At 50.7% G+C, this 26,939-nt stretch carries 27 protein-coding genes; 26 read left to right on the top strand and 1 reads right to left on the bottom strand.

Annotated features, from left to right (window positions below; genetic code table 11):
• Positions 1 to 65 precede the first annotated feature (65 nt).
• The 12 genes from coaBC (at position 66) to spoVM (ending at position 12,965) form a co-directional block, all read left to right on the top strand.
• Complete coding sequence (coaBC, locus tag AC3WTJ_RS28315) at positions 66 to 1,286, top strand: bifunctional phosphopantothenoylcysteine decarboxylase/phosphopantothenate--cysteine ligase CoaBC (RefSeq protein WP_492524626.1); 1,221 nt, start codon at positions 66 to 68, stop codon at positions 1,284 to 1,286.
• Positions 1,286 to 3,799, top strand: a complete 2,514-nt coding sequence (priA, locus tag AC3WTJ_RS28310; protein ID WP_492524625.1) for a primosomal protein N' — start codon at positions 1,286 to 1,288, stop codon at positions 3,797 to 3,799. Before coaBC ends, priA begins: the two co-directional genes overlap by 1 nt.
• 40 nt (positions 3,800 to 3,839) lie before the next feature.
• Positions 3,840 to 4,322, top strand: coding sequence for a peptide deformylase (gene def, locus AC3WTJ_RS28305; protein ID WP_127452205.1), 483 nt, complete (start codon positions 3,840 to 3,842; stop codon positions 4,320 to 4,322).
• Positions 4,319 to 5,287 (top strand): methionyl-tRNA formyltransferase, encoded by a 969-nt coding sequence (fmt, locus tag AC3WTJ_RS28300; RefSeq protein ID WP_492524624.1) that lies wholly within the window; start codon positions 4,319 to 4,321, stop codon positions 5,285 to 5,287. The genes def and fmt overlap by 4 nt, the downstream gene beginning before the upstream one ends.
• A gap of 90 nt (positions 5,288 to 5,377) precedes the next feature.
• Entirely contained in the window at positions 5,378 to 6,769 is a 1,392-nt protein-coding gene (rsmB, locus tag AC3WTJ_RS28295; RefSeq protein ID WP_492524623.1) for a 16S rRNA (cytosine(967)-C(5))-methyltransferase RsmB, read from the top strand.
• Between the two features lie 107 nt (positions 6,770 to 6,876).
• On the top strand, positions 6,877 to 7,947 hold the full coding sequence (rlmN, locus tag AC3WTJ_RS28290) for a dual-specificity RNA methyltransferase RlmN (protein WP_181646158.1): 1,071 nt from the start codon (positions 6,877 to 6,879) through the stop codon (positions 7,945 to 7,947).
• 12 nt (positions 7,948 to 7,959) lie between these two features.
• Positions 7,960 to 8,724: a Stp1/IreP family PP2C-type Ser/Thr phosphatase gene (locus AC3WTJ_RS28285; RefSeq protein WP_492524622.1), complete on the top strand. Its 765-nt coding sequence runs from the start codon at positions 7,960 to 7,962 to the stop codon at positions 8,722 to 8,724.
• Positions 8,721 to 10,835: a Stk1 family PASTA domain-containing Ser/Thr kinase gene (gene pknB, locus AC3WTJ_RS28280; protein ID WP_492524621.1), complete on the top strand. Its 2,115-nt coding sequence runs from the start codon at positions 8,721 to 8,723 to the stop codon at positions 10,833 to 10,835. The genes AC3WTJ_RS28285 and pknB overlap by 4 nt, the downstream gene beginning before the upstream one ends.
• Entirely contained in the window at positions 10,835 to 11,764 is a 930-nt protein-coding gene (rsgA, locus tag AC3WTJ_RS28275) for a ribosome small subunit-dependent GTPase A (protein ID WP_492524620.1), read from the top strand. The genes pknB and rsgA overlap by 1 nt, the downstream gene beginning before the upstream one ends.
• A gap of 6 nt (positions 11,765 to 11,770) precedes the next feature.
• Complete coding sequence (rpe, locus tag AC3WTJ_RS28270; RefSeq protein WP_492524619.1) at positions 11,771 to 12,421, top strand: ribulose-phosphate 3-epimerase; 651 nt, start codon at positions 11,771 to 11,773, stop codon at positions 12,419 to 12,421.
• Between the two features lie 14 nt (positions 12,422 to 12,435).
• Complete coding sequence (locus tag AC3WTJ_RS28265) at positions 12,436 to 12,681, top strand: hypothetical protein (RefSeq protein ID WP_157321363.1); 246 nt, start codon at positions 12,436 to 12,438, stop codon at positions 12,679 to 12,681.
• 203 nt (positions 12,682 to 12,884) lie between these two features.
• Positions 12,885 to 12,965 carry a stage V sporulation protein SpoVM gene (gene spoVM, locus AC3WTJ_RS28260; RefSeq protein ID WP_014652194.1) on the top strand — a complete coding sequence of 27 codons (81 nt, stop codon included), beginning with the start codon at positions 12,885 to 12,887 and terminating at the stop codon, positions 12,963 to 12,965.
• Positions 12,966 to 13,062: 97 nt separating this feature from the next.
• Here spoVM and rpmB read toward each other — a convergent pair whose 3' ends face one another.
• Positions 13,063 to 13,251, bottom strand: coding sequence for a 50S ribosomal protein L28 (gene rpmB, locus AC3WTJ_RS28255; protein WP_127452218.1), 189 nt, complete (start codon positions 13,249 to 13,251; stop codon positions 13,063 to 13,065).
• Positions 13,252 to 13,590: 339 nt separating this feature from the next.
• On the opposite strand from rpmB, the gene AC3WTJ_RS28250 reads away from it, so the two are divergent.
• From AC3WTJ_RS28250 to AC3WTJ_RS28185, 14 genes are all read left to right on the top strand, one after another.
• The gene (locus tag AC3WTJ_RS28250) at positions 13,591 to 13,950 is read left to right on the top strand and encodes an Asp23/Gls24 family envelope stress response protein (RefSeq protein ID WP_127452220.1); all 360 of its coding nucleotides are present in this window, start codon (positions 13,591 to 13,593) and stop codon (positions 13,948 to 13,950) included.
• 29 nt (positions 13,951 to 13,979) lie between these two features.
• Positions 13,980 to 15,713, top strand: coding sequence for a DAK2 domain-containing protein (locus AC3WTJ_RS28245; RefSeq protein ID WP_492524618.1), 1,734 nt, complete (start codon positions 13,980 to 13,982; stop codon positions 15,711 to 15,713).
• Positions 15,714 to 15,762: 49 nt separating this feature from the next.
• On the top strand, positions 15,763 to 16,620 hold the full coding sequence (locus AC3WTJ_RS28240) for a DegV family protein (RefSeq protein ID WP_492524617.1): 858 nt from the start codon (positions 15,763 to 15,765) through the stop codon (positions 16,618 to 16,620).
• Between the two features lie 3 nt (positions 16,621 to 16,623).
• Positions 16,624 to 18,669, top strand: coding sequence for an ATP-dependent DNA helicase RecG (recG, locus tag AC3WTJ_RS28235; protein WP_492524616.1), 2,046 nt, complete (start codon positions 16,624 to 16,626; stop codon positions 18,667 to 18,669).
• Positions 18,670 to 18,884: 215 nt separating this feature from the next.
• Entirely contained in the window at positions 18,885 to 20,198 is a 1,314-nt protein-coding gene (locus tag AC3WTJ_RS28230) for an alpha-L-fucosidase (RefSeq protein WP_492524615.1), read from the top strand.
• Between the two features lie 88 nt (positions 20,199 to 20,286).
• Positions 20,287 to 20,553 carry a DUF1294 domain-containing protein gene (locus AC3WTJ_RS28225; protein ID WP_127452230.1) on the top strand — a complete coding sequence of 89 codons (267 nt, stop codon included), beginning with the start codon at positions 20,287 to 20,289 and terminating at the stop codon, positions 20,551 to 20,553.
• Positions 20,554 to 20,613: 60 nt separating this feature from the next.
• Entirely contained in the window at positions 20,614 to 20,901 is a 288-nt protein-coding gene (locus AC3WTJ_RS28220) for a stage VI sporulation protein F (protein ID WP_157321354.1), read from the top strand.
• Between the two features lie 147 nt (positions 20,902 to 21,048).
• A complete protein-coding gene (locus AC3WTJ_RS28215) occupies positions 21,049 to 21,420 on the top strand; it encodes a YhjD family protein (RefSeq protein ID WP_127452234.1) in 372 nt (123 codons plus the stop codon).
• The gene (locus tag AC3WTJ_RS28210) at positions 21,417 to 22,685 is read left to right on the top strand and encodes a DNA polymerase IV (protein ID WP_492524614.1); all 1,269 of its coding nucleotides are present in this window, start codon (positions 21,417 to 21,419) and stop codon (positions 22,683 to 22,685) included. Before AC3WTJ_RS28215 ends, AC3WTJ_RS28210 begins: the two co-directional genes overlap by 4 nt.
• Complete coding sequence (locus tag AC3WTJ_RS28205; protein WP_492524613.1) at positions 22,682 to 23,179, top strand: YhjD family protein; 498 nt, start codon at positions 22,682 to 22,684, stop codon at positions 23,177 to 23,179. Before AC3WTJ_RS28210 ends, AC3WTJ_RS28205 begins: the two co-directional genes overlap by 4 nt.
• Before the next feature lie 196 nt (positions 23,180 to 23,375).
• Complete coding sequence (locus AC3WTJ_RS28200; RefSeq protein WP_407867804.1) at positions 23,376 to 24,056, top strand: SOS response-associated peptidase; 681 nt, start codon at positions 23,376 to 23,378, stop codon at positions 24,054 to 24,056.
• A gap of 27 nt (positions 24,057 to 24,083) precedes the next feature.
• Positions 24,084 to 25,247 carry a metallophosphoesterase gene (locus AC3WTJ_RS28195; RefSeq protein ID WP_492524612.1) on the top strand — a complete coding sequence of 388 codons (1,164 nt, stop codon included), beginning with the start codon at positions 24,084 to 24,086 and terminating at the stop codon, positions 25,245 to 25,247.
• A 6-nt stretch (positions 25,248 to 25,253) separates the two neighbouring features.
• Positions 25,254 to 25,805 (top strand): hypothetical protein, encoded by a 552-nt coding sequence (locus AC3WTJ_RS28190; protein WP_492524611.1) that lies wholly within the window; start codon positions 25,254 to 25,256, stop codon positions 25,803 to 25,805.
• A gap of 5 nt (positions 25,806 to 25,810) precedes the next feature.
• Positions 25,811 to 26,848, top strand: coding sequence for a CobW family GTP-binding protein (locus tag AC3WTJ_RS28185; RefSeq protein WP_492524610.1), 1,038 nt, complete (start codon positions 25,811 to 25,813; stop codon positions 26,846 to 26,848).
• The last annotated feature ends 91 nt before the right edge of the window (positions 26,849 to 26,939 follow it).

Here is a 26,939-nt window from a genome sequence, read left to right as displayed (position 1 = left end):
TTACCCAACAACCCTTTGTGGTTGTTATTTTTTTCCCAGAATAGCAGATAGAAGGGGGAATACTCATGAGTGTTTTGCAGGGTAAAACGATTGTACTTGGCGTGTGCGGAGGGATTGCTGCTTATAAAGCGGCTGCGCTCACGAGCAAGCTGACTCAGGCGGGAGCGGTGGTGCGCGTCATCATGACAGAATCCGCTGTTCAATTCGTGGCGCCGTTAACGTTTCAAGTGCTGTCTCGTCATCATGTATTCGTGGATACCTTTGATGAGAAGGATCCTTCTGTTGTTTCCCATATCAACTTGGCGGATAGCGCGGATCTCGTGCTTGTTGCGCCAGCCACAGCGAATACGATTGGTAAAATAGCGCTAGGTCTTGGCGATGACATGCTAAGCACAACGCTGCTCGCAACAACCGCACCGGTCTGGATTGCGCCAGCGATGAACGTGCACATGTATGCCAATCCAGCCGTGCAGATGAATATGCAGACTTTGCTTAGCCGTGGAGTGCGTTTCATTGAGCCGGGCGAAGGGCAGCTTGCCTGCGGGTATGTAGGCAAAGGCCGGCTTGCGGAACCGGAAGAGATTTTTGCAGCGGTTGAGCGCCATTTTAAAGGAGAACCTCGGCGGCTTGAAGGGCAGCGGGTGCTCGTGACGGCTGGAGGTACGGTGGAACGCATTGACCCGGTTCGTTATATTACGAATGATTCTTCCGGTAAAATGGGCTATGCCATCGCGGAGGAAGCTGTACGTATGGGAGCGAAAGTGACTTTGGTCTCCGGTCCAAGCGCATTGCCTGTGCCTGCCGGTGTTGAATGGGTTCCTGTGCAGTCCGCGCTGGATATGAGAGAAGCGGTCTTGTCCCGTTTTGAGGAAAGCCATGTGGTGATTAAAGCTGCTGCGGTCGCTGACTATCGCTCTGCAGTTATCGCTGATCAAAAAATCAAGAAAAAATCGGATTCGATGACGCTGGAATTGATTAAAAATCCGGATATTTTACAGGAATTGGGCACGCTGAAAAAGCATCAGTTCGTCATTGGTTTTGCTGCGGAAACGGAGCGGCTCGATGAGCATGCGCTGGACAAGCTGAAGCGTAAAAATTGTGATCTGATCGTCGGGAATGATGTATCGCAGGAAGGGGCGGGCTTTAGCGGAGATACGAATGTGGTGCGCATTTTTGACCGCAACGGACTCGTAGAAGCGCTGCCTATTCAGAGTAAGAAAGATGTAGCGCGCAGGCTGCTCGAACTGACAGCGGACCGTTTATCCACCAAGGCGAGGGAGTCCTGATGTACGCCAAGGTCATTGTGGATGTTCCTGCGAAACAAACGAACCGTGCGTTCGATTATGAAGTCCCCTCGGCCCTAAAGAAGTGGGTCGAGGTGGGGAGCCGTGTGGGCGTACCTTTCGGGCCTCGGGTGCTGCAAGGTTTCGTTGTGGAATTGCACGAGGACACACAGCTTGATGTGAAACGGATTAAACCCATACAGAACGTCATGGATCTGGTGCCTCCTCTGACTGATGAGCTTGTGAGGCTTGGCAGATGGATCAGCCACATGTATTTGTGCCACGAAGTCACAGCGCTGCAAGCCATGCTGCCCGCCGCACTCAAAGCGAAGTATGAGCGGGCGATTGAAGTTGGCGATGAATCCGGTGAACAAGCGCTGCTGGACATGCCGGATTTGCAAGCGATTGTGGCTTTCGTCAAGTCCAAAGGATCCGTTCCGATGGATGCGTTAATGGAACGTTTTGCAGCCGACGGCGCCCTCATCAAGCAATTGCTTGGCGCGGGCATTTTGACGGAAGTACAGGTCGTCAAAGACCGAATGAGCACGAAGAAGGCGCTGACGGTATTCCCTCCTGCGGGAGGCAGCGGACTGGAGCAGGCGCTTTCCGAGCTTCCGGCGAGAGCCAACAAGCAGCAGGAAGTGCTGCGTTATTTGATGGAGCATCCTCATGCCATTCGGCTGACCGAGCTGATGGAAACGGTGGAAGTAGGCGCTTCAACGGTTAAAAGCTTGGCCGATCGCGGATGGATCGAGCTGCGTGAAGTCGAAGTGATGCGCGACCCTTATGCGGGTCGTGCTTTTGTGCGGACGAAGCCGCTTCCGTTAACAGAGGAACAGAGCCGTGTATTCGCAGAAATTCGGGATGCTGTTGCCGAAGAGCGACATGAGGTCTTCCTTTTGCATGGTGTGACAGGCAGCGGTAAAACGGAGGTTTACTTACAATCCATCCAGCAATGCTTGGATATGGGGAAAGAAGCGATCGTACTGGTACCCGAGATATCGCTGACCCCGCAAATGGTCGAACGCTTCAAGGGGAGATTCGGGGATCAGGTTGCTGTTCTACACAGCCGGTTGTCAAACGGGGAACGATACGATGAATGGCGTAAAATTACGCGCAAGCAAGTGAAAGTGGTGATCGGCGCACGTTCCGCGATCTTTGCTCCTTTTACGAAAATAGGACTTATTATTATTGATGAGGAACATGAGTCTTCTTATAAGCAGGAAGAGAGTCCCAAATATCATACTCGCGATGTGGCGGTTAAGCGTGCAAGCATGCAGGGATCCGTCGTTGTGCTCGGTTCAGCGACACCTTCGCTGGAGAGCTTGGAGAAAACGAGGCGGCGCCGGGATCGACCAGAACCTCCATACCGATTGCTGACGATGAAAGAGCGGGTGGCTAGCAGACCAATGCCGCCAGTTGCGATTATCGATATGCGGGAGGAATTGAAAAACGGAAATCGCTCGATGTTCAGCACGGCGCTGTATAAAGCGATTGAAGATCGGTTACACAAGAAAGAACAGATTGTTTTGCTGCTGAACCGGCGAGGGTATGCGACTTTCGTCATGTGCCGTACCTGCGGGTATGTCTCGACATGTCCGCATTGCGATATTTCGCTTACGTACCATCAGAGCTCACGCATGCTGCGCTGTCACTACTGCGGCTATGCGGAACGCGAGGTAACCGAGTGCCCTAGCTGTCAGTCCAAGCATATCCGCCATTTTGGCACGGGTACGCAGCGTGTCGAAGAGGAACTGGGCAAAATATTTCCAGGCATTCGCGTCATTCGAATGGATGTCGATACGACGACAGAGAAGGGTTCGCACGAAAAGTGGCTCACGATGTTTCGCGAGAAGCAGGCGGACGTGCTGTTGGGGACGCAGATGGTCGCCAAAGGGCTTGATTTTCCCGATGTAACCCTGGTGGGCGTTATTGCTGCGGATACGGTGCTGAATATTCCGGATTTCCGTTCGGCGGAGCGCACCTTTCAGCTTCTGACCCAGGTGGCCGGGCGTGCGGGCCGTCATGAAAAGCAAGGAGAAGTGTTCGTCCAGACCTACACGCCTGAGCATTATAGCGTGCAATACGCAAGCCACCATGACTTTATCGCTTTTGCCAACCATGAGTTGGATGTTCGCGCGAATTTAGGCTATCCGCCTTATCAGCGCTTGATTTTGGTTACTTTTTCACATGAGCAGGTGCCGCTGTTGGTGCGCTTTGCCGAAGCTTTTGTTACGAGGCTTAAAGAGATCGCGCGTGAGTATCAGGCGAAACAAATGGACCTGTTTTCAGACGCGGTGTCCCATGACCAATCCTTCCAAATGGACGTGCTGGGCCCAGTCGCATCGCCTATTTCCCGAATCAAAGATAGATATCGATTCCAATGCGTGGTAAAATATCGTGGGGAAGATCAGGCGGCGGAGATTGTCGGCCGGACGGTGGCCTGGTTTGAAGAGCGCTCATCAAAGGAAAAGCTGCTGATCAGTGTGGATGTTGACCCGCAATATTTGATGTAAGAAATCCCAAATAGAGAAGACTCAAAGGTAGGTGCACGTTATGGCTATTCGTATTATTGTTAAAGATCCAGATCCTGTGCTGCGGGAAAAGGCGATCACAGTTACCAAATTTAATTCCAATCTGCATAAATTGCTCGACGATATGGCAGACACGATGTATGAGGCAGAGGGCGTAGGCCTTGCTGCTCCGCAAATCGGTATTCTCAAACGCGTGATTGTGATGGACTGCGGCGAAGAGCATGGCGGACTGATCGAAATGGTCAATCCGGAAATCGTGTCTTCCAGCGGCGAACAGCACGGACCGGAAGGCTGCTTAAGTATTCCTGGCCTTCGTGGTGATGTCACACGCGCTATGAACGTCACGGCCAAAGGCCAAGACCGTAACGGAAATCCAATCGAAGTGACAGGCACTGAGCTGCTGGCTCGCTGCATTTTCCATGAAATTGACCACTTGAACGGGATTCTGTTTACGGACCTGGCAACCAAAACATACACTAGCGATGAAGAGGAAGATTCTGAGTGAATATCATTTTCATGGGGACACCGGATTTTGCAGTACCTTCCCTGCAGGCTCTTCTGGAGGAAGGCTTTAACGTGACGGCGGTTGTCACGCAGCCGGATCGGCCGAAAGGACGCAAGCGCGTCCTGACGCCGCCGCCGGTGAAGGTGGAAGCGGAGAAACACGGCATTCCGGTGCTGCAGCCCGAGAAGCTGCGTCAAGCGGATTCCGTGGAGGTTTTGCGCCAGCTGAAGCCTGACCTGATTGTAACTGCGGCCTATGGCCAGATTCTGCCCAAGGCTGTTCTTGATCTGCCGAAGCACGGCTGCATTAACATTCATGCGTCCTTGCTGCCCAAGTATCGCGGCGGAGCGCCGATCCATCATGCCGTGCTGCGCGGCGAAGCAACGACAGGCGTCACGATCATGTATATGGCCGTTGGATTGGATACGGGCGACATGATTTCGCGTGTAGAGCTTCCAATTGAGGATACCGATACGACGGGGACTTTGTTTGAAAAGCTAAGCACTGCCGGCAGTGAGTTGTTGAAGCGCACCTTGCCGGATTTATTGGCAGGACGTATTCAGGCTGTCCCGCAGGATGAGGCTGATGCGATTTACTCCCCGAATATCCGCAGGGAGGACGAGCTGATTGACTGGTCTCGTTCGGCTGTGGAGATTTGGAATCAAGTGCGCGGCCTGAATCCTTTTCCTGGGGCTTACACCCTGTGGAACGGGGAAGTCATGAAGGTTTGGGAAAGCGCGAATCCGAAGGAAACAACTAGCCGCAGCTTCGCAGAAGCTCCTGCTCCCGGAACGGTTCTAGGCAGCAGCGAGCACGGTATTGAAGTGATGACTGGCGAAGGCACGCTATGGCTGACCCATATTCAACCTGCTGGCAAAAAAGCGATGCCCGTCTCCGAATTTATTCGCGGCGTACAAATCGCAGCAGGGACGACATTCGGCAGTGTGGGCGAAGATCAGCCATAACTTAACAAAAATGAGGTATTCGATTTGTCAACGCAAAAACCTAACCGTCCGCAACATGGATCTAACCAAACACAAGGGACTCGGAAGCCCTTGTCATCTAAATCATCCGGAGGCGCTGCGAAGAGCAGCGCTGTTAAGCATTCTGCCCGCGAAGCGGCGCTGGATGTATTGATTCGCGTTGAAGAGAATCAATCGTACAGCAATCTTCTGCTTAATCAGGTTCTGCAGAAGCACGCGCTGGAACGGGCTGATGCGGGGCTGGCGACAGAACTTGTGTATGGGACCATCGGACGTAAAAATACGATTGATTTCTTTTTGGAGCGTTTTGTGAGCAAAGGGCTCGCGAAGCTGGAACCTTGGGTCAGATGTTTGCTGCGGCTGAGCTTCTACCAGCTGCATTATTTGGACCGCATCCCCGACCATGCGGTCGTTAGCGAAGCGGTCAATATCGCGAAGCGCCGAGGCCACCAAGGCATCTCGGGCATGGTCAACGGCGTGCTGCGCGCAATCATCCGCAGCAAAGCGGAGCTGGTGCTTCCGGCCGCGCTCGGCGACGTGAAGCGCATCGCGCTGGGCCACTCCCATCCGGAGTGGCTCGTGCGCCGCTGGATCCGTCAGCTGGGCCCTGAGCTGACGGAACAGATCTGTGCGGCGAACAATGAGCCGCCGCACGTGAGCATTCGCGCGAACGCGAGGCGCCGCAGCCGTCTGGAGCTGCTGGAGCAGCTCCAGGGCAGCGGCCTCAGCGCGGAAGCGTCAGAGCTGGCCCCGGCCGGCATCCTTGTGCAGGGGGCCGGGAACATGGCTTTGTCCCCCGGCTTCCTGCAGGGGGACTTCTCGATTCAAGACGAGAGCTCGATGCTCGTCGCTGAAGCTCTTGAGCCGCGTCCAGGCATGACGGTGCTGGACTGCTGCGCCGCCCCTGGCGGCAAGACCGCTCACATCGCCGAGAAAATGGATGATAGCGGCAAGATTTGGGCTTGTGATCTGCATGAGCACAAGCAGAAGCTGATCGCGGATCAGGCGGAGCGTCTGGGACTTTCGTCGATTCAGACGCTGGTGATGGATGCTGCGAAGCTGGACGAGCATTTTGCGGCGGAGTCGTTTGACCGCATCCTGCTCGATGCGCCGTGCTCCGGTTTAGGCGTTATTCGCCGCAAGCCGGATTTGAAGTGGGCGAAGCAGGAAGCCGAGATCGATGCGATCAGCGAGCTGCAGTACGCGATCTTAAGCCGGGTACACCGGCTGCTCAAGCCTGGCGGCGTGCTGGTATACAGCACGTGTACAATTGAGCACGCGGAGAACGCCGGCATGGTGGAGCGTTTCCTCGCGGAGCATCGCGATTTCGAGCTCGCTCCGTTGCCGGCGGAAGCTTTTGCGAGCGTGGACCCTGCGGCCGCTGCCGCCGGGATGGTGCAAATTTTGCCGCAGCAGTTCCATTCGGACGGCTTTTTCATTGCGCGGCTGCGTAAACGTGCTTAGTGCACAGAGGGGGATGTGTGTTCGGCCCCGCTTTGTGATAAAATAGACAGGATTAGCAATAAGGCTGGAACAAAGCTGGAATAAATAACAACAGGTTGTGATAAATAGTGTCTAATAAACCGTATTTGAAAGAAAAACCATTTGTATATGATTTAAACTGGGATGAGTGGCAGAGCTGGGTGAAAGAAAACGGCGAGTCCTCATTTCGAGCTGGGCAAATTTTCGACTGGCTGTATATCAAGCGTGTGTTCAGCTTTGACGAAATGTCCAACTTGCCGAAGACGCTGCGCGACAAACTGAAGGATCAGTTTGAATTCGTTACGCTGTCCGAGATCGCTAAATATCAGTCCCAGGACGGTACCGTCAAATTCTTATTCGAACTTGAAGATAAGAATGCGATTGAGACAGTCGTCATGAAGCACAACTACGGCAACAGTATTTGCGTCACTACGCAAGTAGGCTGCCGCGTTGGCTGTACATTTTGCGCATCTACGCTAGGTGGTCTTAAGCGGGATTTGAGACCAGGGGAAATTGTGGCTCAGGTCGTGAAAGCTCAAAAGCTGCTGGATGAGACGGGAGAGCGCATTTCTTCCATCGTGATCATGGGAATCGGCGAGCCGTTTGAGAATTATGAATCGACGATGAATTTCTTGCGCGTTATGATTCATCCAAAAGGTTTGAACATTGGACAGCGTCACATCACGGTTTCCACAAGCGGGATTGTGCCGAACATTTACAAGTTCGCAGATGAGAATCTACAAGTCAACTTGGCAATTTCTATCCATGCTCCGAATGATACACTTCGCTCGAAACTGATGCCGGTCAATCGCAGGTTTCCTTTCGTTGATTTGATCGAAGCTTGTAAGTACTATATTGCCAAAACCGGCAGACGCATTACGTTCGAATATGCCCTCATGGGGGAAGTGAACGATCAGGCGGAACATGCAGAAGAACTGGCGAAGGTATTGAAAGACATGCCGCTTAGCCACGTGAACCTGATTCCTGTAAATTTCGTGGCCGAACGGGATTTCAAACGTACGCCTAGGGACGATATTTTCACCTTCCAACGTATTCTTGAAAAGGCCAAAATTAATGCCACCATACGCCGTGAACAAGGCAGCGACATCGCTGCTGCATGCGGACAACTGCGCGCGAAGCATATGGAGAGCAAGTCATGAGGTGAGATCAGGATGAAGATGGTAAGCCGTACCGATATCGGTAAAGTCCGTTTAGTGAATGAGGACCGCGCCGCCATACAGCATGAGCTGAATGGCCTTTCTTTGGCTATAGTCGCTGATGGTATGGGGGGACACCAGGCTGGCGATATTGCCAGCCAAATGGCAATTGATATGATCAGTAATGAACTGCAATCCATTCATTGGGGAATGCCCGTTGAAGCTTGCAAGCAAGTGCTGAAGGAAGCGATCGAGAAGGCGAATGAGAAAATTTATGAGTTTGCCTCCGGACAAGAAAGTTATCATGGCATGGGGACGACCGTTGTCGCCGTGATCGCTTCGCAAGAGCTGTTGATCATCGGTCACATTGGTGACAGCCGTGCTTACAAAATTGCCGGGGAGTCGATCACACAGCTAACGGAAGATCATTCCCTGGTGTATGAGCTTGTGAAGAACGGGCAGATCACCCTTGAAGAAGCCGATCACCATCCTCGCCGTAATTGGATTACGCGAGCGTTAGGCACTGAGCCTGGCGTAGAGGTGGATTTATACGAGTATTCGTGGCGGCCTGGGGATACCATTCTGATCTGCACCGACGGTTTAAGCGGATTAGTGGATTCCGGCGATATTCTACGAATCGTCAAGTCGCATGCTGAGCTGGATGCTGCTGCGAAACAATTGATTCAAAGCGCGCTGGATGAAGGTGGAGACGATAACGTAACGGTTGTTTTACTTGCGCACGATCCTGATTCGGACGAAAAAAGGGGTGATGGGAATTGATCGGTAGAAAGCTTGGGGGCCGCTATGAAATTCTAGACCGTATTGGCGGAGGCGGCATGGCTTTAGTTTATAAAGGGCATGATCTTTTATTAAATCGTAAAGTGGCTGTAAAAGTACTGCGACAGCAGTATGTGCATGACGAAGAGTTCATTCGTCGTTTCCGCAGAGAAGCTCAAGCAGCCGCTTCCCTTTCTCATCCTAATGTCGTCAGTATTTATGACGTGGGACAAGAAGAAGATGTGCATTACATTGTTATGGAATACATAGAAGGCACTACTTTGAATGATTTAATTAAAGAGAGAGCGCCGCTGCAGGTGGAAGACGCTGTTCATTACGCCAGCCAAATCGCAGATGCGCTCGACCACGCTCATCATAATGAAATTATTCACCGCGATATTAAGCCGCACAATATTTTGATCGGTAAAAACGGCCGTGTCAAAGTGACGGATTTCGGTATTGCACGGGCCGCTACGTCTTCCACGATTACGCAAACGGGAGCTGTTGTCGGTTCTGTGCATTATTTCTCGCCGGAGCACGCGAAAGGTACGAATACCGGCGAAAAATCCGATTTATACTCCCTCGGTATCGTGATGTATCAAATGCTGACGGGCCGCCTTCCTTTTCTTGGCGAAAGTCCGATTTCCGTAGCTTTGAAGCATTTGCAGGAAGATGTGGAAGATCCTCGTAAAGTTAATCCTCTCATTCCTCAGAGTGTGGAAAACATCATTCTGAAAGCCATGCGCAAAAAGCCCGATGAACGCTACCAGTCTGCGAAGCTGATGATGGCGGATCTTGATACGTGTCTAAATCCAGATCGCCGGAATGAAGCGAAAGTGGCTTTTTGGGATGCCGACGGCATGGACGAGGAGCGTACCTTGGTTATGCCAGCGATTCGTGCGGATCAGCTTGCGAGCTTCGATGACGACGACGAACCGGAGAAGACTGCTTGGCGTGAGGAAGCTGCTCCCAAGAAGGGGAAGGGTTGGATTAAGCCGCTTGTATGGATCGTCATTTTACTGATGATTCTTGGTGCAATGTGGTATGCAATCGGATATGTGAAAGGGATGTTCACCGTTGAAACGGTCGAGGTGCCGGACGTGGTGAACAAGACGTTAACGCAGGCGGAAGCGGAACTGACCAGCGCCAAACTCGGTTTTACGGTAGAGTATGATCAGGAGAGCAAAGCGCCTAAAGATACGGTCATCCGTCAAAATCCTAGCGGCATGCGAATGAACGTAGGCACCAAGGTGACGCTGTACGTTAGTAAAGGCGCTCCTAAGATCAAGATGGAAAGCTACATCGGACAGCAGCTCAAAGACGCCAAGTTGAAGCTGGAAGCGCTCGGGATTGACGATAGTCAGATTACGTTCACGCAAACGACGACGGATGATCCGCCGGACACGATCCTGAAGCAAACGCCGCTGGTCGGGGAAGAATTTGAACTGGATAAAGCGGCGATTACCTTCGTCGTAAGCAAAGCGAAGGAAACCTTCAAAATGCCGGATCTCGTCGGCATGACGGAGGCTGAAGCGAAGGCTCAGATCACTAAGCTGAATCTTAAGCTTCCTGCGAACGGCATTACGCGCGAGAAAAGCTACAAGGTGGCCAAAGGGAAAGTCATTAAGCAGTTCCCGTATGATAAAGATACGGATGTTTCTGTCGGTTTCGAAATCTCGCTGATCATCAGCGACGGGTTGCCGGAGGATGCCGGACAAGTGACGGTCAGTGTCCCTGTGAAACCGACGACGGAGGGCAAGGATTCCGAGTTTAAAATCATCGTTAGCGATGCGCAGTACGAGAACTTCGAATACAAGACGGAAAAAGTGTCGAAGCCTCAGAACTTGGATGTCAAAGTCATTGTTTCTCCGGATAAGAAAGCTGTCATCTTGATTAAAGAAGGAGACAACTTGGTTAACTCCATTACGCGCACCTATCAAGATTATTTAGATCAAAAGAACGGCAAGACCGTCTCGCCGAGCCCTAGCGTCTCGCCTTCGTCATCGCCTAAACAGCAAAACAACGGGCCCGCTATTCCGGTAGGCGGCAATGGCAATGGGCAAGGCCAATCAGGCGGAGCTGCCTCTAAACCACCAACTGGAGGCACAAATTAATGCCGCAAGGAATGATTGTTAAAGCTTTGAGCGGTTATTACTACGTTCTGCCCGAAGGGGCGGAGCTCCAGGATGCCAATATGGTTACATGCCGCGGCAGAGGCGTATTTAAGAACAGGAAAATAACGCCGCTTGTCGGGGATCGGGTCGTTTTTGAGGAGACGGAGAATGGGGAAGGAACAGTTACTGAAATCTTGCCCCGCTCTTCGGAACTGATCCGTCCTCCGATTGCCAATGTAAACGTGGTCGTGCTTGTTTTCTCTGTTACAGAGCCTGTTCTGAATTTACAGCTGCTGGATAAATTTCTTGTTCATATTGAACATACGGGCATCGAAGTTGTCCTTTGCTTCACCAAAAGTGACTTATTGTCAGCGGATCCTGACGCTGCCGCACCGAAAGAAATGACGGTTGCGGAGCTGGAGCGGATTACAAAGCTGTATGAGGGCATCGGTTATCCTGTGCTGAAGACGAGTTCTCGCTTGAAAGTGGGAGTGGAATCGATTCTGCAGCATCTGGAAGGCGCGGTCAGCGTGTTCGCAGGGCAGTCCGGTGTAGGCAAGTCGTCATTGCTCAATGCAATGATTAGCGGCCGCAACTTGGAGACCAATGAGATCTCTCAACGTTTGGGCAGAGGGAAGCATACCACCCGTCATGTTGAGCTGCTTCCATTGAACAATGGCGGGCTTGTGGCAGATACGCCGGGATTCAGCCAGCTGGATTTTATGGAAGTCGAAGCGGAAGGGCTTAGCAGCTGCTTCAAAGAATTCGCAGAGGTAGCGGAGGGCTGCCGGTTTAGAGGCTGTTTGCATCTGCATGAGCCGGATTGCAAGGTTCGTGATGCGGTGGCCGAAGGCACGATTGCCGCTTCGCGTTATGATCATTACTTGTTATTTTTAGGGGAAATCAAGGATCGGAAGAGGAGGTATTAGGAACGAATGGTACACGTAGCACCTTCAATTTTATCAGCAAACTTCGCTAAACTTGGTGAAGAGATTAAAGACGCCGAGCTTGGCGGAGCAGATTGGATCCATGTAGATGTCATGGATGGCCATTTCGTGCCCAATATTACGATTGGACCACTTGTTGTTGACGCTATACGTCCGGTGACGAAGCTGCCGCTGGATGTGCATTTGATGATCGAGCAGCCTGACCGCTATATTCCTGACTTTGTTAAAGCGGGCGCAGACCTCATATCCGTGCACGTAGAGGCTTGTACGCACTTGCACCGCACGCTTCATCTGATTAAGCAATGCGGTGTCAAAGCAGGGGTTGTCCTTAACCCTGCAACCCCGATTTCGCTTATTGAACACGTGCTTGATGAGAATCTGGATCTTGTGCTTATTATGACGGTCAATCCTGGCTTTGGCGGACAAGCGTTCATTCCGGGTATGCTTGGCAAAATCCGCGCATTGCGCGATCAAGCGAATGCCAAGGGCTTGAGCGGTCTTCACATTGAGGTGGACGGCGGTATTAACGAAGTTACGGCTCGCCAGGTGGTCGAAGCGGGAGCCGATGTACTCGTCGCCGGCAATGCTGTATTTGGCCAGTCCGACCGCGCCGATGCAATTAGACGAATTCGGGGGTAGAGGGGAGCGGGACGATGAGATTTCTCTGGCTGTTTCTGTACAGTCTGGTATGCGCCGTGCTTCTTGCGTGTTTTTCTAACATACACGATTTCACGAAGTATATTTTTTCACTCGGTGCCTTGTATCTGGGGATGCGTTTCTTCCGTCGGTTTGAGGGACTTGGATTTCGGATTTGGTTTATCGTGATTGCCGTGATCTTCTATTTCATCTTCAGCTTAATTTATGCACTATACACGCAGATGGGTATAACTGCACCCTAGCTGCATACATATAGTTACAAGAGCGATGCGCTCTTGTAGCTTTTTTTGCTTTCTGGAAGCGAATAGATCGGAGAAAGTAAAATAGAAGGTACTTTTTCACGACCGGGGCATATACTGTTGTAATGATGTTAGTGCTCACGAAGTCGAAGTCAGTCTTCGGGCATGCGTCCGTTTGCTGGCTAAACTCTAAGGAGGGGTAGAGAATGAAGTTCTACACAATCAAGCTACCAAAATTTTTGGGTGGATTCGTGAAAGCTGTACTTAATACGTTTAGCAAAAACTAAGTTGGCTAACACATAGGAAGTCCATATCCCCAGAAATGCAAAAAAAGCACCGGAAGGTGCTTTTTGTCTTTTTACATAAAGTATAAGTATCCGAAAATTAAACGCGAGCCACTTTACCGGACTTCAACGCACGAGCACTTACGTAAACCCGTTTTGGTTTGCCATCAACGAGGATGCGAACCTTTTGAACGTTAACTCCCCAAGTACGCTTATTTTTATTGTTAGCGTGGGACACGTGGTTTCCTGATTTAGGACTTTTACCTGTAACGAAACATTTGCGGGACATGTTTGACACCTCCTTCGGCAGTATACAAAGCAGCCTGGGTGGCAAGCCTAAGCTTGACATGACAGCTTTCCTCAAATTTAGACTTTGCTTCTTGCGATTCTTGTTATAACCAGCAAAAACACACTTAAATATAATAGCATAGCAAAAGGAGCAGAGTCAACGAATTACCTTCTTTTTTGCCGTTTATTTATGAAGTATGTTATAGTACAATGAAGATTAGCCCACCTTTCCGAATACATAGTCATGACGTTTTTGGCGTCAACTTTGCTAAAGCAAAGCTGGAATGGGAATACTTACATAATTAGTCGCTAATGTGAAACATGAAGGAGTTGTTAGATAATGCCAATTGAACTCACAACCGAGTTTGGAAAAGTGTATATTACCAATGAAGTGATTTCAACTCTGGCGGGATCCGCTGCGTTAGATTGTTATGGACTTGTTGGCATGGCCACCAGAAAGCAATTAAAAGACGGAATAGCAGAACTGCTGGGACGGGACAATTTAAGCCGCGGTGTCGAAGTTCGTCGGGAGAACGGGCGACTCGAGATTGATCTTTATATTATTGTCAGCTATGGAACCAAAATATCCGTCGTTGCCGGCAATGTCCAAACGAAAGTTAAATATATTTTGAACGATGTTGTAGGGCTTCATGTGGACGATGTGAACATTTTTGTTCAAGGCGTTCGTGTAGCCAAATAAAAGCCCGATAACCAGGAAGGGGAATCACTTTGAGTAAGCGCTTTATTTCAATAAATGGAAATGACTTCACTGCCATGGTCTTGGCGGGTGCGGATAACCTTCGCCGAAATGTAGACAAGGTTAATGGTTTGAACGTTTTCCCTGTACCCGATGGAGATACCGGCACCAACATGAATTTAACACTCACCGCTGGTTGTGAGGAACTTAAAAAGAAGCCATCCTCTCATATTGGGAAAGCAGCTGATGCATTGTCCAAAGGGTTACTGATGGGCGCCCGGGGTAACTCCGGGGTTATTTTGTCACAGCTGTTTCGCGGATTCGCGAAGCATGTGCACGATCTAGAGAATGTGAATGCACAGCAATTCGCGGCTGCGTTGCAGCAAGGCGTTGAGACAGCGTATAAGGCTGTCGTGAAGCCAGTAGAAGGCACGATTCTGACAGTGTCCAAAGAAGCGGCCAAACATGCCACGCAGGTTAAACGCGGCGGCGATGTGCTCGAACTGATGCAGGAAGTTTTGAGCAAGGCGAACGAAGCCCTGGCCAGAACACCTGAGCAGCTTGCTGTGCTCAAGCAGGTGGGCGTGGTAGATGCAGGCGGCCAAGGGCTTGTCTGCGTGTATGAAGGCTTTGTAACCGCATTAAACGGCGGTTTGCTTCAGGTAGAAGAAGACTACGCGATGATGGATACAAGACTCGATACGGTTTCCGTCGTTCCGGGGTTGAATCTCGCCAAAGAAGTCCATGCACATCTTCCGGCGCAAGCGCATCTGGCTACGGAAGATATTGAATTCGGTTACTGTACGGAATTCATGCTAACGATTGAACCTGGCAAGGTAGCTGGGCATGTTTTCGATGAAGGCAGGTTCCGCGACCAGCTTAGCAAACTGGGAGATTCTTTACTCGTCGTTGCCGATGACGAACTGGTCAAGGTGCATATTCATGCCGAATACCCAGGTGAAGTCATGAACCAGGCGATGAATTACGGCGCTCTGAGCCGTATCAAAATTGAAAATATGCGCGATCAGCATTCACATATATTGGAAGAGATGACCACGGAAGGTTACGAGACTCCTGTGTCGACTGCTGTAGAAGCGGCAGCACCGGGCAAAGCGTATGGATTCGTTGCAGTCGCTTTGGGTGAGGGCATTACGGAGATTTTGTCCAGTGTAGGCGTTGATGTCGTATTGTCCGGCGGACAGACCATGAATCCAAGCACAGAGGATATCGTGAATGCGGTTAACAGCATTGATGCGGAAACGATCTACGTGCTGCCGAACAACTCCAACATTATCCTCGCAGCGCAGCAAGCAGCTGATCTGGTCGACAAAACGTTGATCGTGATTCCATCCAAATCCATTCCCCAAGGTCTTGCAGCCATTCTGGCGTTCCAAGAGAAAGCCGATGCCCAAACGAATACGGAAGCGATGAACGAATCCCTTCGCCGTGTGAAGTCCGGTCAAGTGACGTACGCGGTGCGTGACACGAATATGGACGGCATCGACATCAAGCAGGGGCATTTTATCGGTATTCAAGATGGCCGGATTGTGTCTTCACAGCCAAGTCTGATGGATGCTTGCAAAAAGCTGCTCGAAGAGATGATCGATGAAGGCAGCGAGATCGTGACCATCCTCACCGGAGAAGATGCCGTGAGCGCAGAGACAGAAGAGCTGGAAGCCTTCATTCAGGCGGTTTATCCCGAAATTGAAGTCGAGCTTCACCCTGGAGGGCAGCCATTGTACGCGTACCTGTTCTCTGTAGAGTAAACGATCATCCTCACAGTGGATTAAATTCGGGAAATGGAGTGAAGCCCTGTTGACACATATACGGATTGTAACGGACAGCACGGCCGACATACCTTTGGCACTTAGACAAGAGCTTAACATTGAAATGGTGCCGCTTAAGATTCATTTTGGAGATGAACAATTTTTGGATGCGGTGACGCTGCGTTCCGAGGAGTTTTATCCTAAGCTAACCTCGTCACCTTATTTTCCTAGAACTTCACAACCGTCTCCTGCGGAGTTTCTAGACTTATATCAGAGCTTGCTGGAAGAGCCGAATACGGAAATCATTTCTATTCATTTATCTTCTGCACTGAGCGGAACGTACCAGTCGGCTTTGCTCGCTTCCACGATGCTGGAGGAGTCTGCCGGCAAGGTTCATGTGCTTGATTCCCGTTCCGCGTCCTATGGAATTGGCGCTCTTGTTGTCGCTGCAGCAAAAGCCGCGCAAGCTGGGCAAAGTGCAGCTGAGATTATAGAGCTGGTACAAACGATCAGAGAGAACTTTTACATATATTTTCTCGTGGATACGCTTGAATTTCTGCAAAAAGGCGGAAGAATCGGCAAAGCGTCGGCATTATTCGGTTCGTTGCTGAATATTAAGCCTATTCTCTCGATCGATGGTGAGGGAGAAGTGGCGGCTACGGATAAGGTTCGGGGCCAAAAGAAAGCGATCGCGCGCATTCTGGAGCTGCTGGCAGCGGATGTGCCGAATCGGCGCATTCCGTCTTTACACATTGCTCATGCGAACAATTTGGAAGGCGCTGAGCTGTTGCGAGAAGTCATAACGCAGCAATTCGAGGTGCAGCATGTGGACTATATTACACTGGGGCCTGTTATTGGCGCACATGCTGGACCCGGTACGATCGCTGCGTTCGTCCGTGCGGTGTAAGGGATGGATTTAAATCAAGTTGTCGTACGCGAAGTCCATGGAGTCGGCGCTCAAAAAGCACTTGAGCTGAACGCCATGGGCATTTTTACGGTTATGGATTTACTGGAGTATGTGCCATTCCGGTATGAGGATTACACCGTGCGCGATATCGCCAGTGTGAAAGACGGCGACCGTGTCACCGTGAAGGGGTATATCATCGGGGAGCCGGTGCTGCAGCGTTACAGCGGCAAGTCGCGACTCTCCTGCAAGGTGATGGTCGATGACTTTCTCCTGACGGCGGTGTGGTTTAACCGCCACTTCTTGAAAGACCGCTTGCGCCCGCAGCAGGAGATTATCCTGACCGGCAAATGGGATGGCAAGCGGAGGCAAATGAGCGTGTCCGATTCCGAGTTCCCGGGACAAGGCGATTCGAATACCGGCACGATACAGCCGGTCTATTCGGTTGCAGGCTCGATTACGCAAAAGTGGATGCGTAAAGCGATTCAGCAGGCGCTGACGCAGTACAGCGCCATGGTCAGTGAAGTGCTGCCGGGGGGAATTACCGGCAGGTACGGGTTTATGCCGCGCAGCAAGGCGCTGGCGGTGATCCACACGCCGAGCGGTGTGGAGGAAGGCAAGCAGGCGCGCAAGCGCATGGTGTATGAGGAGCTGTTCCTGTTCCAGCTCAAGCTGCAGGCTTACCGCGCCGTGACGCGAAGCCGCGCGGACGGGGTGAAGCAGCAGGTGGACCTGCCTGCTGTACGCGCCTTTGTGCGCGCGCTGCCCTTTCAGCTGACGGAGTCGCAGAAGAAGGTCGTGGGCGAGATCCTGCACGATATGCAGGAGCCGTACAGCATGAACCGGCTGCTGCAAGGCGATGTCGGTGCAGGGAAGACGATCGTCGCGGCCATAGGCCTCTACGCGACGGTCAAGGCCGGCTATCAAGGCGCGCTGATGGTGCCGACGGAAATCCTGGCGGAGCAGCATAAGCGCTCGCTGGACCGCTTGTTCGAGCCCTACGGGCTGCAGGTTGCGCTGCTGACAGGCAGTTCGACGGACCGCCAACGGCGGGATCTGCTCGCCTCCTTGCAGATGGGCATGATTGACGTGTTGGTCGGGACGCACGCGCTCATTCAAGAGGATGTCTACTTCCGTCAGCTGGGGCTGGTCGTGACGGACGAGCAGCACCGTTTCGGGGTGAATCAGCGCAGCATTTTGCGGCGCAAAGGGATGAACCCCGACGTGCTGACGATGACGGCGACGCCGATTCCGCGTACGCTGGCGATTACCGCTTTCGGCGACATGGATGTGTCGACGCTGCGGGAGCTGCCCAAAGGGCGTAAGCCGATCAAGACGTATGCCGTCCAGCACGCTATGTTGGAGCGTGTGCTGGGCTTTATTCAGCGCGAGGTGGCGGCAGGCCGGCAGGCGTATGTGATTTGTCCGCTCATCGAAGAGTCGGACAAGCTGGACGTGCAGAATGCCATCGACGTCCATATTCAGCTGCAGCAGCATTTCCCACAAATGCGGATCGGCCTGCTGCACGGGCGGATGAGCGCGCAGGAGAAGGAAGCGATCATGCGCGCATTCAAGGAAGGGACCGTGGAGACGCTGGTGTCGACCACGGTCATCGAGGTTGGCGTGGACGTGCCTAACGCCACGCTGATGGTCATCTACGACGCCGACCGCTTCGGCCTGTCGCAGCTGCATCAGCTGCGCGGGCGGGTTGGACGCGGCGAGCACCAGTCCTTCTGCGTGCTCATCGCCGACCCGAAGACAGAGGTCGGCAAGGAGCGCATGAAGGCGATGACCGAAACGTCCGACGGCTTCGAAATTGCCAGGCGCGATCTGGAGCTGCGCGGACCGGGGGATTTCTTCGGCACGAAGCAAAGCGGGCTGCCGGAGTTCCGCATCGCCGACATGATGGCGGACTTCGAAGTGATGGAGCAGGCGCGTGATGACGCTGCTGAGCTTGTCGGGGATTCCTCCTTCTGGACAGGCGCTTCCTTCATTCCTCTGAGAGCGTACTTGGAGCGTGCCCATATTTTTGATAGTGAAGTGCTGGATTAAACGAAACGCTAGGATAGACTGAGGATAAATGTCAGTCATGATCCTAGCGTTTTTTTTGCAGATAGAATGTTAATTATATCCTAACAGAGGTTAGTTTCGTACCTGTCCATTGTCCATCCGTCTTAGTAGAATAAACCTATAGGGCTTAGTGGGCTCACCGCTCGAAAGAGGACCTTGGGAGCGCCTAGCATTTTAATAGCGAAAGGTGTGTAGAAATGACAAATCCGATTATTCAAGAACGAACAGAGCGCACGCAGTGGTTTTTGCAGGATCGATTCGGTATGTTCATTCACTGGGGATTGTATGCGATTCCAGCCAGAGGGGAATGGGTTCGCAATGCGGAGCGCATTTCGGTAGAGGACTATCAGCCGTATTTTGATGAATTCGACCCTGTTCGCTATGATCCTAAAGCATGGGCGCGCGCAGCCAAACAAGCAGGGATGAAATATGCGGTATTGACGGCAAAACATCATGATGGTTTTTGCTTATTTGATAGCGCTCTCACGGAATATAAATCAACGAACACCAAAGCCGGGCGAGATTTAGTGCGGGAATTTATTGAAGCTTTTCGGGCGGAAGGCTTGAAGGTGGGGCTCTATTATTCGCTAATCGATTGGCATCATGAGGATTACCCGGCTTATGGAGACCGCCACCATCCGATGCGGGGGAACGAGAGCTATGCCAGAAATCCGGAGACGTTCGACAGATATTTGCAATATATGCATGGGCAAGTCAAAGAGCTGCTCACGAATTATGGCAAGCTGGACATCATGTGGTTCGATTTCTCCTATGATCAGATGAAGGGGGAGACCTGGAAAGCAACCGAGCTGATGGCGATGATTCGCTCTCTGCAGCCGCACGTCATTGTAGATAACCGTCTGGACGCAAGCGGCGAGGAAGGCGGAAGCATTTATACGAACAATCCGCTCAGCTATTCGGGCGACTTTGCTTCACCGGAACAAATCATTCCACCGCAAGGTGTGACGGATCATGAGGGCAATCCTATTCCATGGGAAGCTTGCATTACGCTAAATAATAACTGGGGCTACGCAGCTCAGGATTTCCAATATAAATCCCCGACTACCGTTATTCGGAAGCTGGTAGAGTGCGTCAGCAAAAACGGTAATTTGCTCTTGAATGTCGGTCCTAATGCGCTCGGCGAGATTCCGCAGGAGTCATTGGACATTTTGTCGGAGATTGGGGATTGGGTGCAGAAAAATGGGAACAGCATTTACGGCTGCGGGCAAGCCGATTGGCCGAAACCGGAATGGGGCAGGTACACGCAAAAGGGCAATCTGCTCTACGCCCACTTGTTCGAAGAAAGCGTAGGTCCCATCAATTTGAACGGTTTGGCTGGTAAAGTGAAGAAAGCCAGACTGCTGTCGGACGGTTCCGAAGTCTTCTTAAGCCGCCCTTGGAATGCTGCACAGTATCCGGATGACGCGTTCATTAGTTTCGGTAGACCGGAGCACTCGAGCTACCCGCTGCCGGATAAGAGGGCGACCGTTGTGGAGCTTACGCTGCTGTAACTTTTTAAATTAACATTTGACCACGCCCCCATTCGATTTTAAGATAATAGTAGTTCTATTATTATTTTGGAAACGAAGGTGCCATCATTTGACTTATTTTCTTGTCTATTTACTGCTGATGAATATCGTGACTTTCATAGAGATGGGGCACGACAAGGGGCAAGCCAAAAAAGGCGGCCGAAGAGTCCCGGAGAAGCGGCTGTTTATGTTTGCTGCGCTTGGCGGCGGCATTGGCGGTTGGCTCGGCATGCGGGTTTGGCGGCATAAGACGAAGCATACCTCATTCGTTATCGGGATGCCTCTGCTTGTTGCGCTAAATTGTATATGTGTTATTTTGATCGCCATTTATATGTAGTCAAGATTATGTTCGTTTCCTCATATGTATAAAGCATGACGGGACATCGGAGGTACGAACATGAGTTATCAGCTATATGGCATCGATCCTGCGTTGATTGAGCGAGTCAAGTTCAAATTAAGAAACCCGGCGATCAAGGAACGCCTCATCATGCTGCTGCAAAGCGTTACGAAGGCTGATTTGCAAAATCGTATGAAGGTCACGCAGCTTATCGGGATTGCCTCCGGCATTCTCGGCGAGAATCTGACCAACTTCCAAGCGAATCAGATTTTGGAGTTCATTCTTTCCCAAAAAATCGATCCCTCGAACACGTTTCACTTAATCAAACTGTGGACGATGTTTCGATAAGCTGTTCCCAAAATGCCGCCTGCAAGGTCTAAGTGACCTGGTCAGGTGGTATTTTTTTACTTTTTAAAAAAAGCACTTGCATAACGAATACGTGTTCGGTATATAATAAGTAACACGAATATATGTTCGCATATGGTGGTGAAAAATATGAGTGTTCATGCAAGAATTGAGACAGAAGAGGATGTTCAAATTATTAAGGAATATACGCTGCTGCCCATTTTGCTCGATATGTTGGCAAGGGATATGGAGGAGCTCAAGGTTTATAAGGATAAAATTGTGTATAATCATATTCTTTTTTACCTCAGAGAGGTGGAGACCGCCATTTATCCTCAATTACAAAGCATTAAGAGTGTTATGAAGAAAAGAGATATTAAAGTCATTCATACCGAAATGAATGCGTTAGGCATTAATGTCGAGTACAAAGTCCGAGGCTACATCCATCACTTCACGATGCTTCGCAGCTTGGTCAAAGCAGAACTGATGACTACGCTGATGAATATGCGGGGGGGATTACGGTGAGCAAAGGAAAGGAACGGACGATATTCCTGGCGGATTGCCAGAGCTTCTACGCAAGTGTAGAGAAGGCGGATCATCCGGGAGTCAGGGATAAACCGGTTGCGGTCGCAGGAGACCCTGCTTTGCGTTCTGGCATCATTCTGGCTGCCTGTCCCATCGCCAAATCATTTGGCGTATCCACGGCCGAGCGGTTGGGGGAAGCGCTCAAGAAATGCCCGGAACTGGTCGTTATGCGTCCGCGTATGCAGCATTATATTGATGTTTCGCTTATGATTACTAAAATATACGAAGAATTTACCGATCTTGTTGAGGTTTTCAGTATTGATGAGCAGTTTCTGGACATTACGGCAAGTTTGCCTGTTTTCGGAGACCCGGATACGATTGCGATGGCCATTCAACGGAAGGTGCTGCAGCAAACGGGCGTGAAGGTCCGCATAGGGATTAGCTCGAATAAAATTCTGGCGAAGATCGCGACTGATATTTGGGCCAAAAAGAATCAGACCGGCATTTTCACGCTGCGCCCGCCCGCCGTTGAGGAGTACTTATGGGCGCAGCCTGTAAGCAAAATGTTTGGTGTCGGTTCACGGATGACCGCGCATTTTGCCAGACTCGGCATGTATACGATCGGCGATGTGGCAAGAACGCCGCTCCCGCTGCTCAAGGACAAATTCCGTGCACGATTCGGCAAGCAATCCGACATTCATGCAGAAGTCATGTGGCGAACAGCGAATGGTCTGGATGATAGTCCGGTTACGCCCGGTACATTCGATACGCCTCCGAAGTCTATAGGCCATATGATGACTCTCCCTAGGGATTATGCGGAATCCGCTGGGGTGGATACGATCCTGCTTGAGCTTACTGAAGAGGTATGCCGTGATTGCCGACGCAAGGGATATATGGCGTCCATTGTGACTGTTAGCTGTATGTGCAGCCCGTTTGATGCTCCGACAGGCTTCTCACGCCAAATGAAGATGCCTGACCCTACGAATCACACTAGAACAGTTTTTCAAGCTGTTAAGAAGTTGTTCTACAAGTTCTGGGACACGATGCCCGTCCGCCGTGCCGGTGTGATGTTAAGCCAATTCGTTGACGATGATACGTATCAGCTTACGCTTTTTGAAGATCAGATCAAGGCGAGGGCACTTGAGAAAGTAACAGACAGCCTCAAGGACCGATTCGGCAACGCAGCGATTGTGCGGGCTTCCTCGCTCACGACAGCCGGTCAAGCACAGAACAGAGCGCTCAAAATCGGGGGGCACTATAAATGAGTAAGAAACTGGAAAAGAACGGTTTGTGGGAGTCCAGCAGGATGATGCTGCCTCAGCACCGCGAAGCGCTGCAAAATTTGCGCAGCGACAAGGCTGCTCCGGCGAATCGTCCTACAGCGGAGGACATTGGCATTATGCGGGACTACGTGCTGCTCCCCTTGATGCATGGGATGATCAAAAGAAAGGCTGCCCAGATTGAAAGATCCGCCGAAACGCTTAGGCAGCTTTATTCACGCGCTGCCCACGCGCTTGCAGCGCAAATTCTAGCCGATATCAGTGAAACCAAAACGAAAATGATGCACAGAAGCATTCAAATGTTCGAGGAAGAGAAAAATGATCGAGCCATTCACTACCGCTATGTTTGCCGCGGGCACGAAGACGCGCTGATTATTGCGAAAGACTATATGCGGGCTGAAATGAGCGTGCGAACAGCGAGATACATTGATCACTTCGTCGCAAGCATGTACAAAAAAGGTGACGAACTCAAAACTTAGTTCATGACGTACACAAAGAAGATATGACGCAACCGCCAGCCCGATGGAGAACCCTCCTCGGGCTGCGCGAATTGACGTGAGTATCTCTTTTTCACATAATGGAGAGGAGAGATTGTAACGTTAGACAGCGGGAAGTGGTAGTGGTAGTGGTAGTGGAGACCTCGCTAGGAAATATGAAGGCAAAGGATGTGCGGCCATGTGCGGACGCTATACAATAACCGTAACGTTAGAGGAGCTGATGCTGCGGTATGATATTTATTACAAGTATCCGGCGAAATACAGCCCCAAATACAATGTGGCACCCGGACAGCAAGTCATGGCGATCGTTCACGACGGTGAGAAAAATAAGCTTGGCGAGCTGCGCTGGGGACTCGTTCCGGAATGGGCGAAGGACGAAAAGTTAGGTTATTCGATGCTGAATGCAAGGTCGGAGACACTTGCGGACAAGCCTGCGTTTCGCAAGCCCTTTGAGCGCAAACGCTGCTTGATTCCGGCAGATTCCTTCTACGACTGGAAGGGGACGGGAAAGCAGAAGCAGCCTATGCGAATTATGCTGCGCAGCAAAGAGATCTTTAGTATGGCAGGGCTGTATGACACATGGACGTCTCCAGACGGCACTCGCATATCCACCTGCACGGTTATTACTACGGAAGCGAACGAATTGATGATGGATATTCATGAGCGTATGCCGGTCATTTTACCGCGGGAGGCAGAAGCGATTTGGCTGGACCGCAGCATAACGAATGCGGATGCGCTGCGCCCGCTGCTGAAGCCATACCCGTCTGACGACATGTATGCGTATCCGGTGTCCAGCCGGGTGGGCAATGTGCGCAATGATGATGAGTTATGTATAGAACCGATAAGCCTGCTGCTGTAGGCGGATGGACAGAATGGGAGAGGTAAAATGAAAATGCGCATGGTTCTAAGTATCACCCTTGTATTTGCCATTATATTCGGGTTGAACGGTTACATCGGTTGGCACGGTCAGGTCTTTCTATCCAACCAGTTGGGTTCTTGGTTTCATCCAGGCCTATATTGGGTTGTCTTCTGGATCATTGCCTTGTCGTATCTATTAGCATGGGCTGGTTCCAAAGTTCTGCCTGCTGGGATGAAAATGGTATTAAAAATCGTCGGTTCTTACTGGTTTGCTATGATGCAGTTCGGTTTCCTGCTGCTGCCGTTGACGGACGTGGTTGCAGGAGTGCTTCATCTGGCATCCGTGCCTGCTGCTACCTATACGCCTATCCTTGGGTGGATAGATTTAGGGATTCTTATTCTTCTTATGGCGCGTGGCTCCTATAATGCACGTAGTCCTGTTCTAAGGAAATACGAGATTACGGTTCCGAAAAAAGCAGGCGACTGGGAGCAGTTACGCATCGCTGTGGCTTCGGATATCCATTTGGGCTCCATTGTAGGAAATCGTCATTTGCGAAAGCTGGTGAAGCACGTCAATGGCTTAAAGCCGGATTTGATCCTTTTGCCAGGTGACGTTATTGATGATGATATTAGACCGTTTATCCGCTATGATATGGGTACGACGATGCGAGAACTGCAAGCTCCTCTTGGGATTTATGCCGTACTAGGCAATCATGAATACATTGGGGGGCATATTCCTGCCTTCATCGAACAAATGGACAAAATCGGTATTCGTGTACTCATGGATGAAACTGTCCATATCCAAGATCGGTTGTATCTTGCGGGCCGAAAAGACAAGGCGGCCGAACGAACGGCCGAGGGGCGAAAAGCACTTGCGTCCTTGCTAGACGGGACTGACCTGGACCAGCCTATTATTGTTATGGACCATCAGCCCTATCACCTGGATAAAGCGGAAGCTGCGGGCATTGATGTCATGCTTTCAGGACACACGCACAGGGGGCAGATTAGTCCGAATCACCTCATCACAAGAAGGCTTTTTGAGCTGGATTGGGGGTACTTGAAAAAGGGGAATCTGCATGCTATCGTTTCCTCAGGTTTTGGTACGTGGGGGCCGCCGGTTCGTCTAGGAAGCCGTTCCGAAATTATTGAATTAATTATCCATTTTAAAAGCAACGAGAGAAAAGAGGAATAGTCTACCATGCAAGATGCAGAAAAAAAACAAATCACACCCGATGAACTAGCCGCAGCTATGCTGCAGTTCACGATGAAAAGCATCGAAAATAGTTGGGATACGATCAAGCCGGCAGTCGCCGCTTATTTACAAGATCCGGTTTTATCGCAAGAGAAAGAAGACGAACTCATAAAAGAGATTTACATAGCTTCTTTAGCGCTAGAAATTTATTGTATTCCTCATGCCTTCGATGCAGAAATTGCTCGCATGGTCAGTTCGGGAATGAAAGAAATGATGGCTTCAAGCAACTTGTCCGAGCATCGTTTATATGAATCGATTAGTCAATACTATCTGCCTCGATTGTCAACTGTCGAACTATCCGCAACAGCAGATTTGGCTTTGGCGCTCGCTCAAGAGGCCGCAAGTATTTTATATGACCGCTTAGAGCTTCCACTAAAGCCGGTTGACCCGACGAACAGCTTGTTGTGGGTGAAGCTGTTTCCGTTTCTTGTCCAGCATGTAGGGAAATGGCCGATCTTATCTACAAACTTTGAAGTCATTCAAGAACGGAGGCAGTAAAGGTGATGGCACAGAAAAGAGTTACGGTATTTATTTTATCCGGCTTCCTTGGGAGCGGGAAAACGACGTTATTGACGAAAACAATTGATCATTTTACCGAAGCGGGTCGAAAGCCGGCAGTTATCATGAATGAGATCGGTGAAGTGAATTTGGACGGGCAGCTGGTGGCAAATGAAGTGCCGATGTCCGAGCTGCTGGGCGGCTGCATCTGCTGCTCAAGCCGAGGCGATCTGGCAACAGCTCTTCATGAGCTAGTAACCGGGGAACAGCCTGACCTGATTTTCATAGAATCCACAGGGATCGCGAATCCCATGGAAATCATTGATGAAGTAACAGACGCTTCGCTTATCATTCCAGTGGAGCTCAAAGCCGTCATCACCGTTGTTGATGCTCCACAATTGCTGGAGCTTAACCGAACAAGCAGGGGCAAAACATATCGCCTGATGAAGGAACAAATCCGGTGCGCGAACTTGCTTCTTTTGAATAAGACAGATCTGCTCACGGGTACGGCGCTCGAGGAAGTGGATGCCCTTGTGCGCGAATGGAATCCATATGCCTCCACACATTTTACAGTCTTTAGTCACATTGATATGAGACTCGTTGAAATGCTCGAAGAAGAGGGATACGCTCCGACTCATTTGACGGACGGGCCTGCTTCACATGATCATGAGTCAGACAATCGCGCATCACACGAAGAGCATGAACATGCTCACGAGCACGGCAGCCACCATCATCATTCTCATAGCCATGTGATGGCATATACGCACTTTTTTGAGCGCGCAGTAGATAGTAATGCTTTTGAAGAGTTTGTCAGTAAGCTTCCTCAAGAGGTGTATCGCGCTAAAGGAATTCTTAGCTTCTCTGATACATCAAGCCGGTTCTTATTTCAGTATGCGTACAGGGAAATGGATTTCGTTAAAATTACGCCAAAAGGTGAAGTGCCCGATGTTGCAGTATTTATTGGGGAAAATTTCTCAAGAGATGCTGTTCGGGATGCCTTGCTGAAGTTGGAATCCATGTCTGATAATGACTCCAAATCTTAAGTGGAATTTATTAAAGGAATCCCGGCAACCTAGCGCTGTGGGTTCTTTTTAATGCCGTAAATACGTCATTAATAATAAATATTACTATTAT

This window comes from Paenibacillus sp. FW101-FHT12H11 (assembly GCF_058790355.1).
Note: the sequence above shows the minus strand (reverse complement) of the source record. Positions and strands in the feature narration are given on the sequence as shown.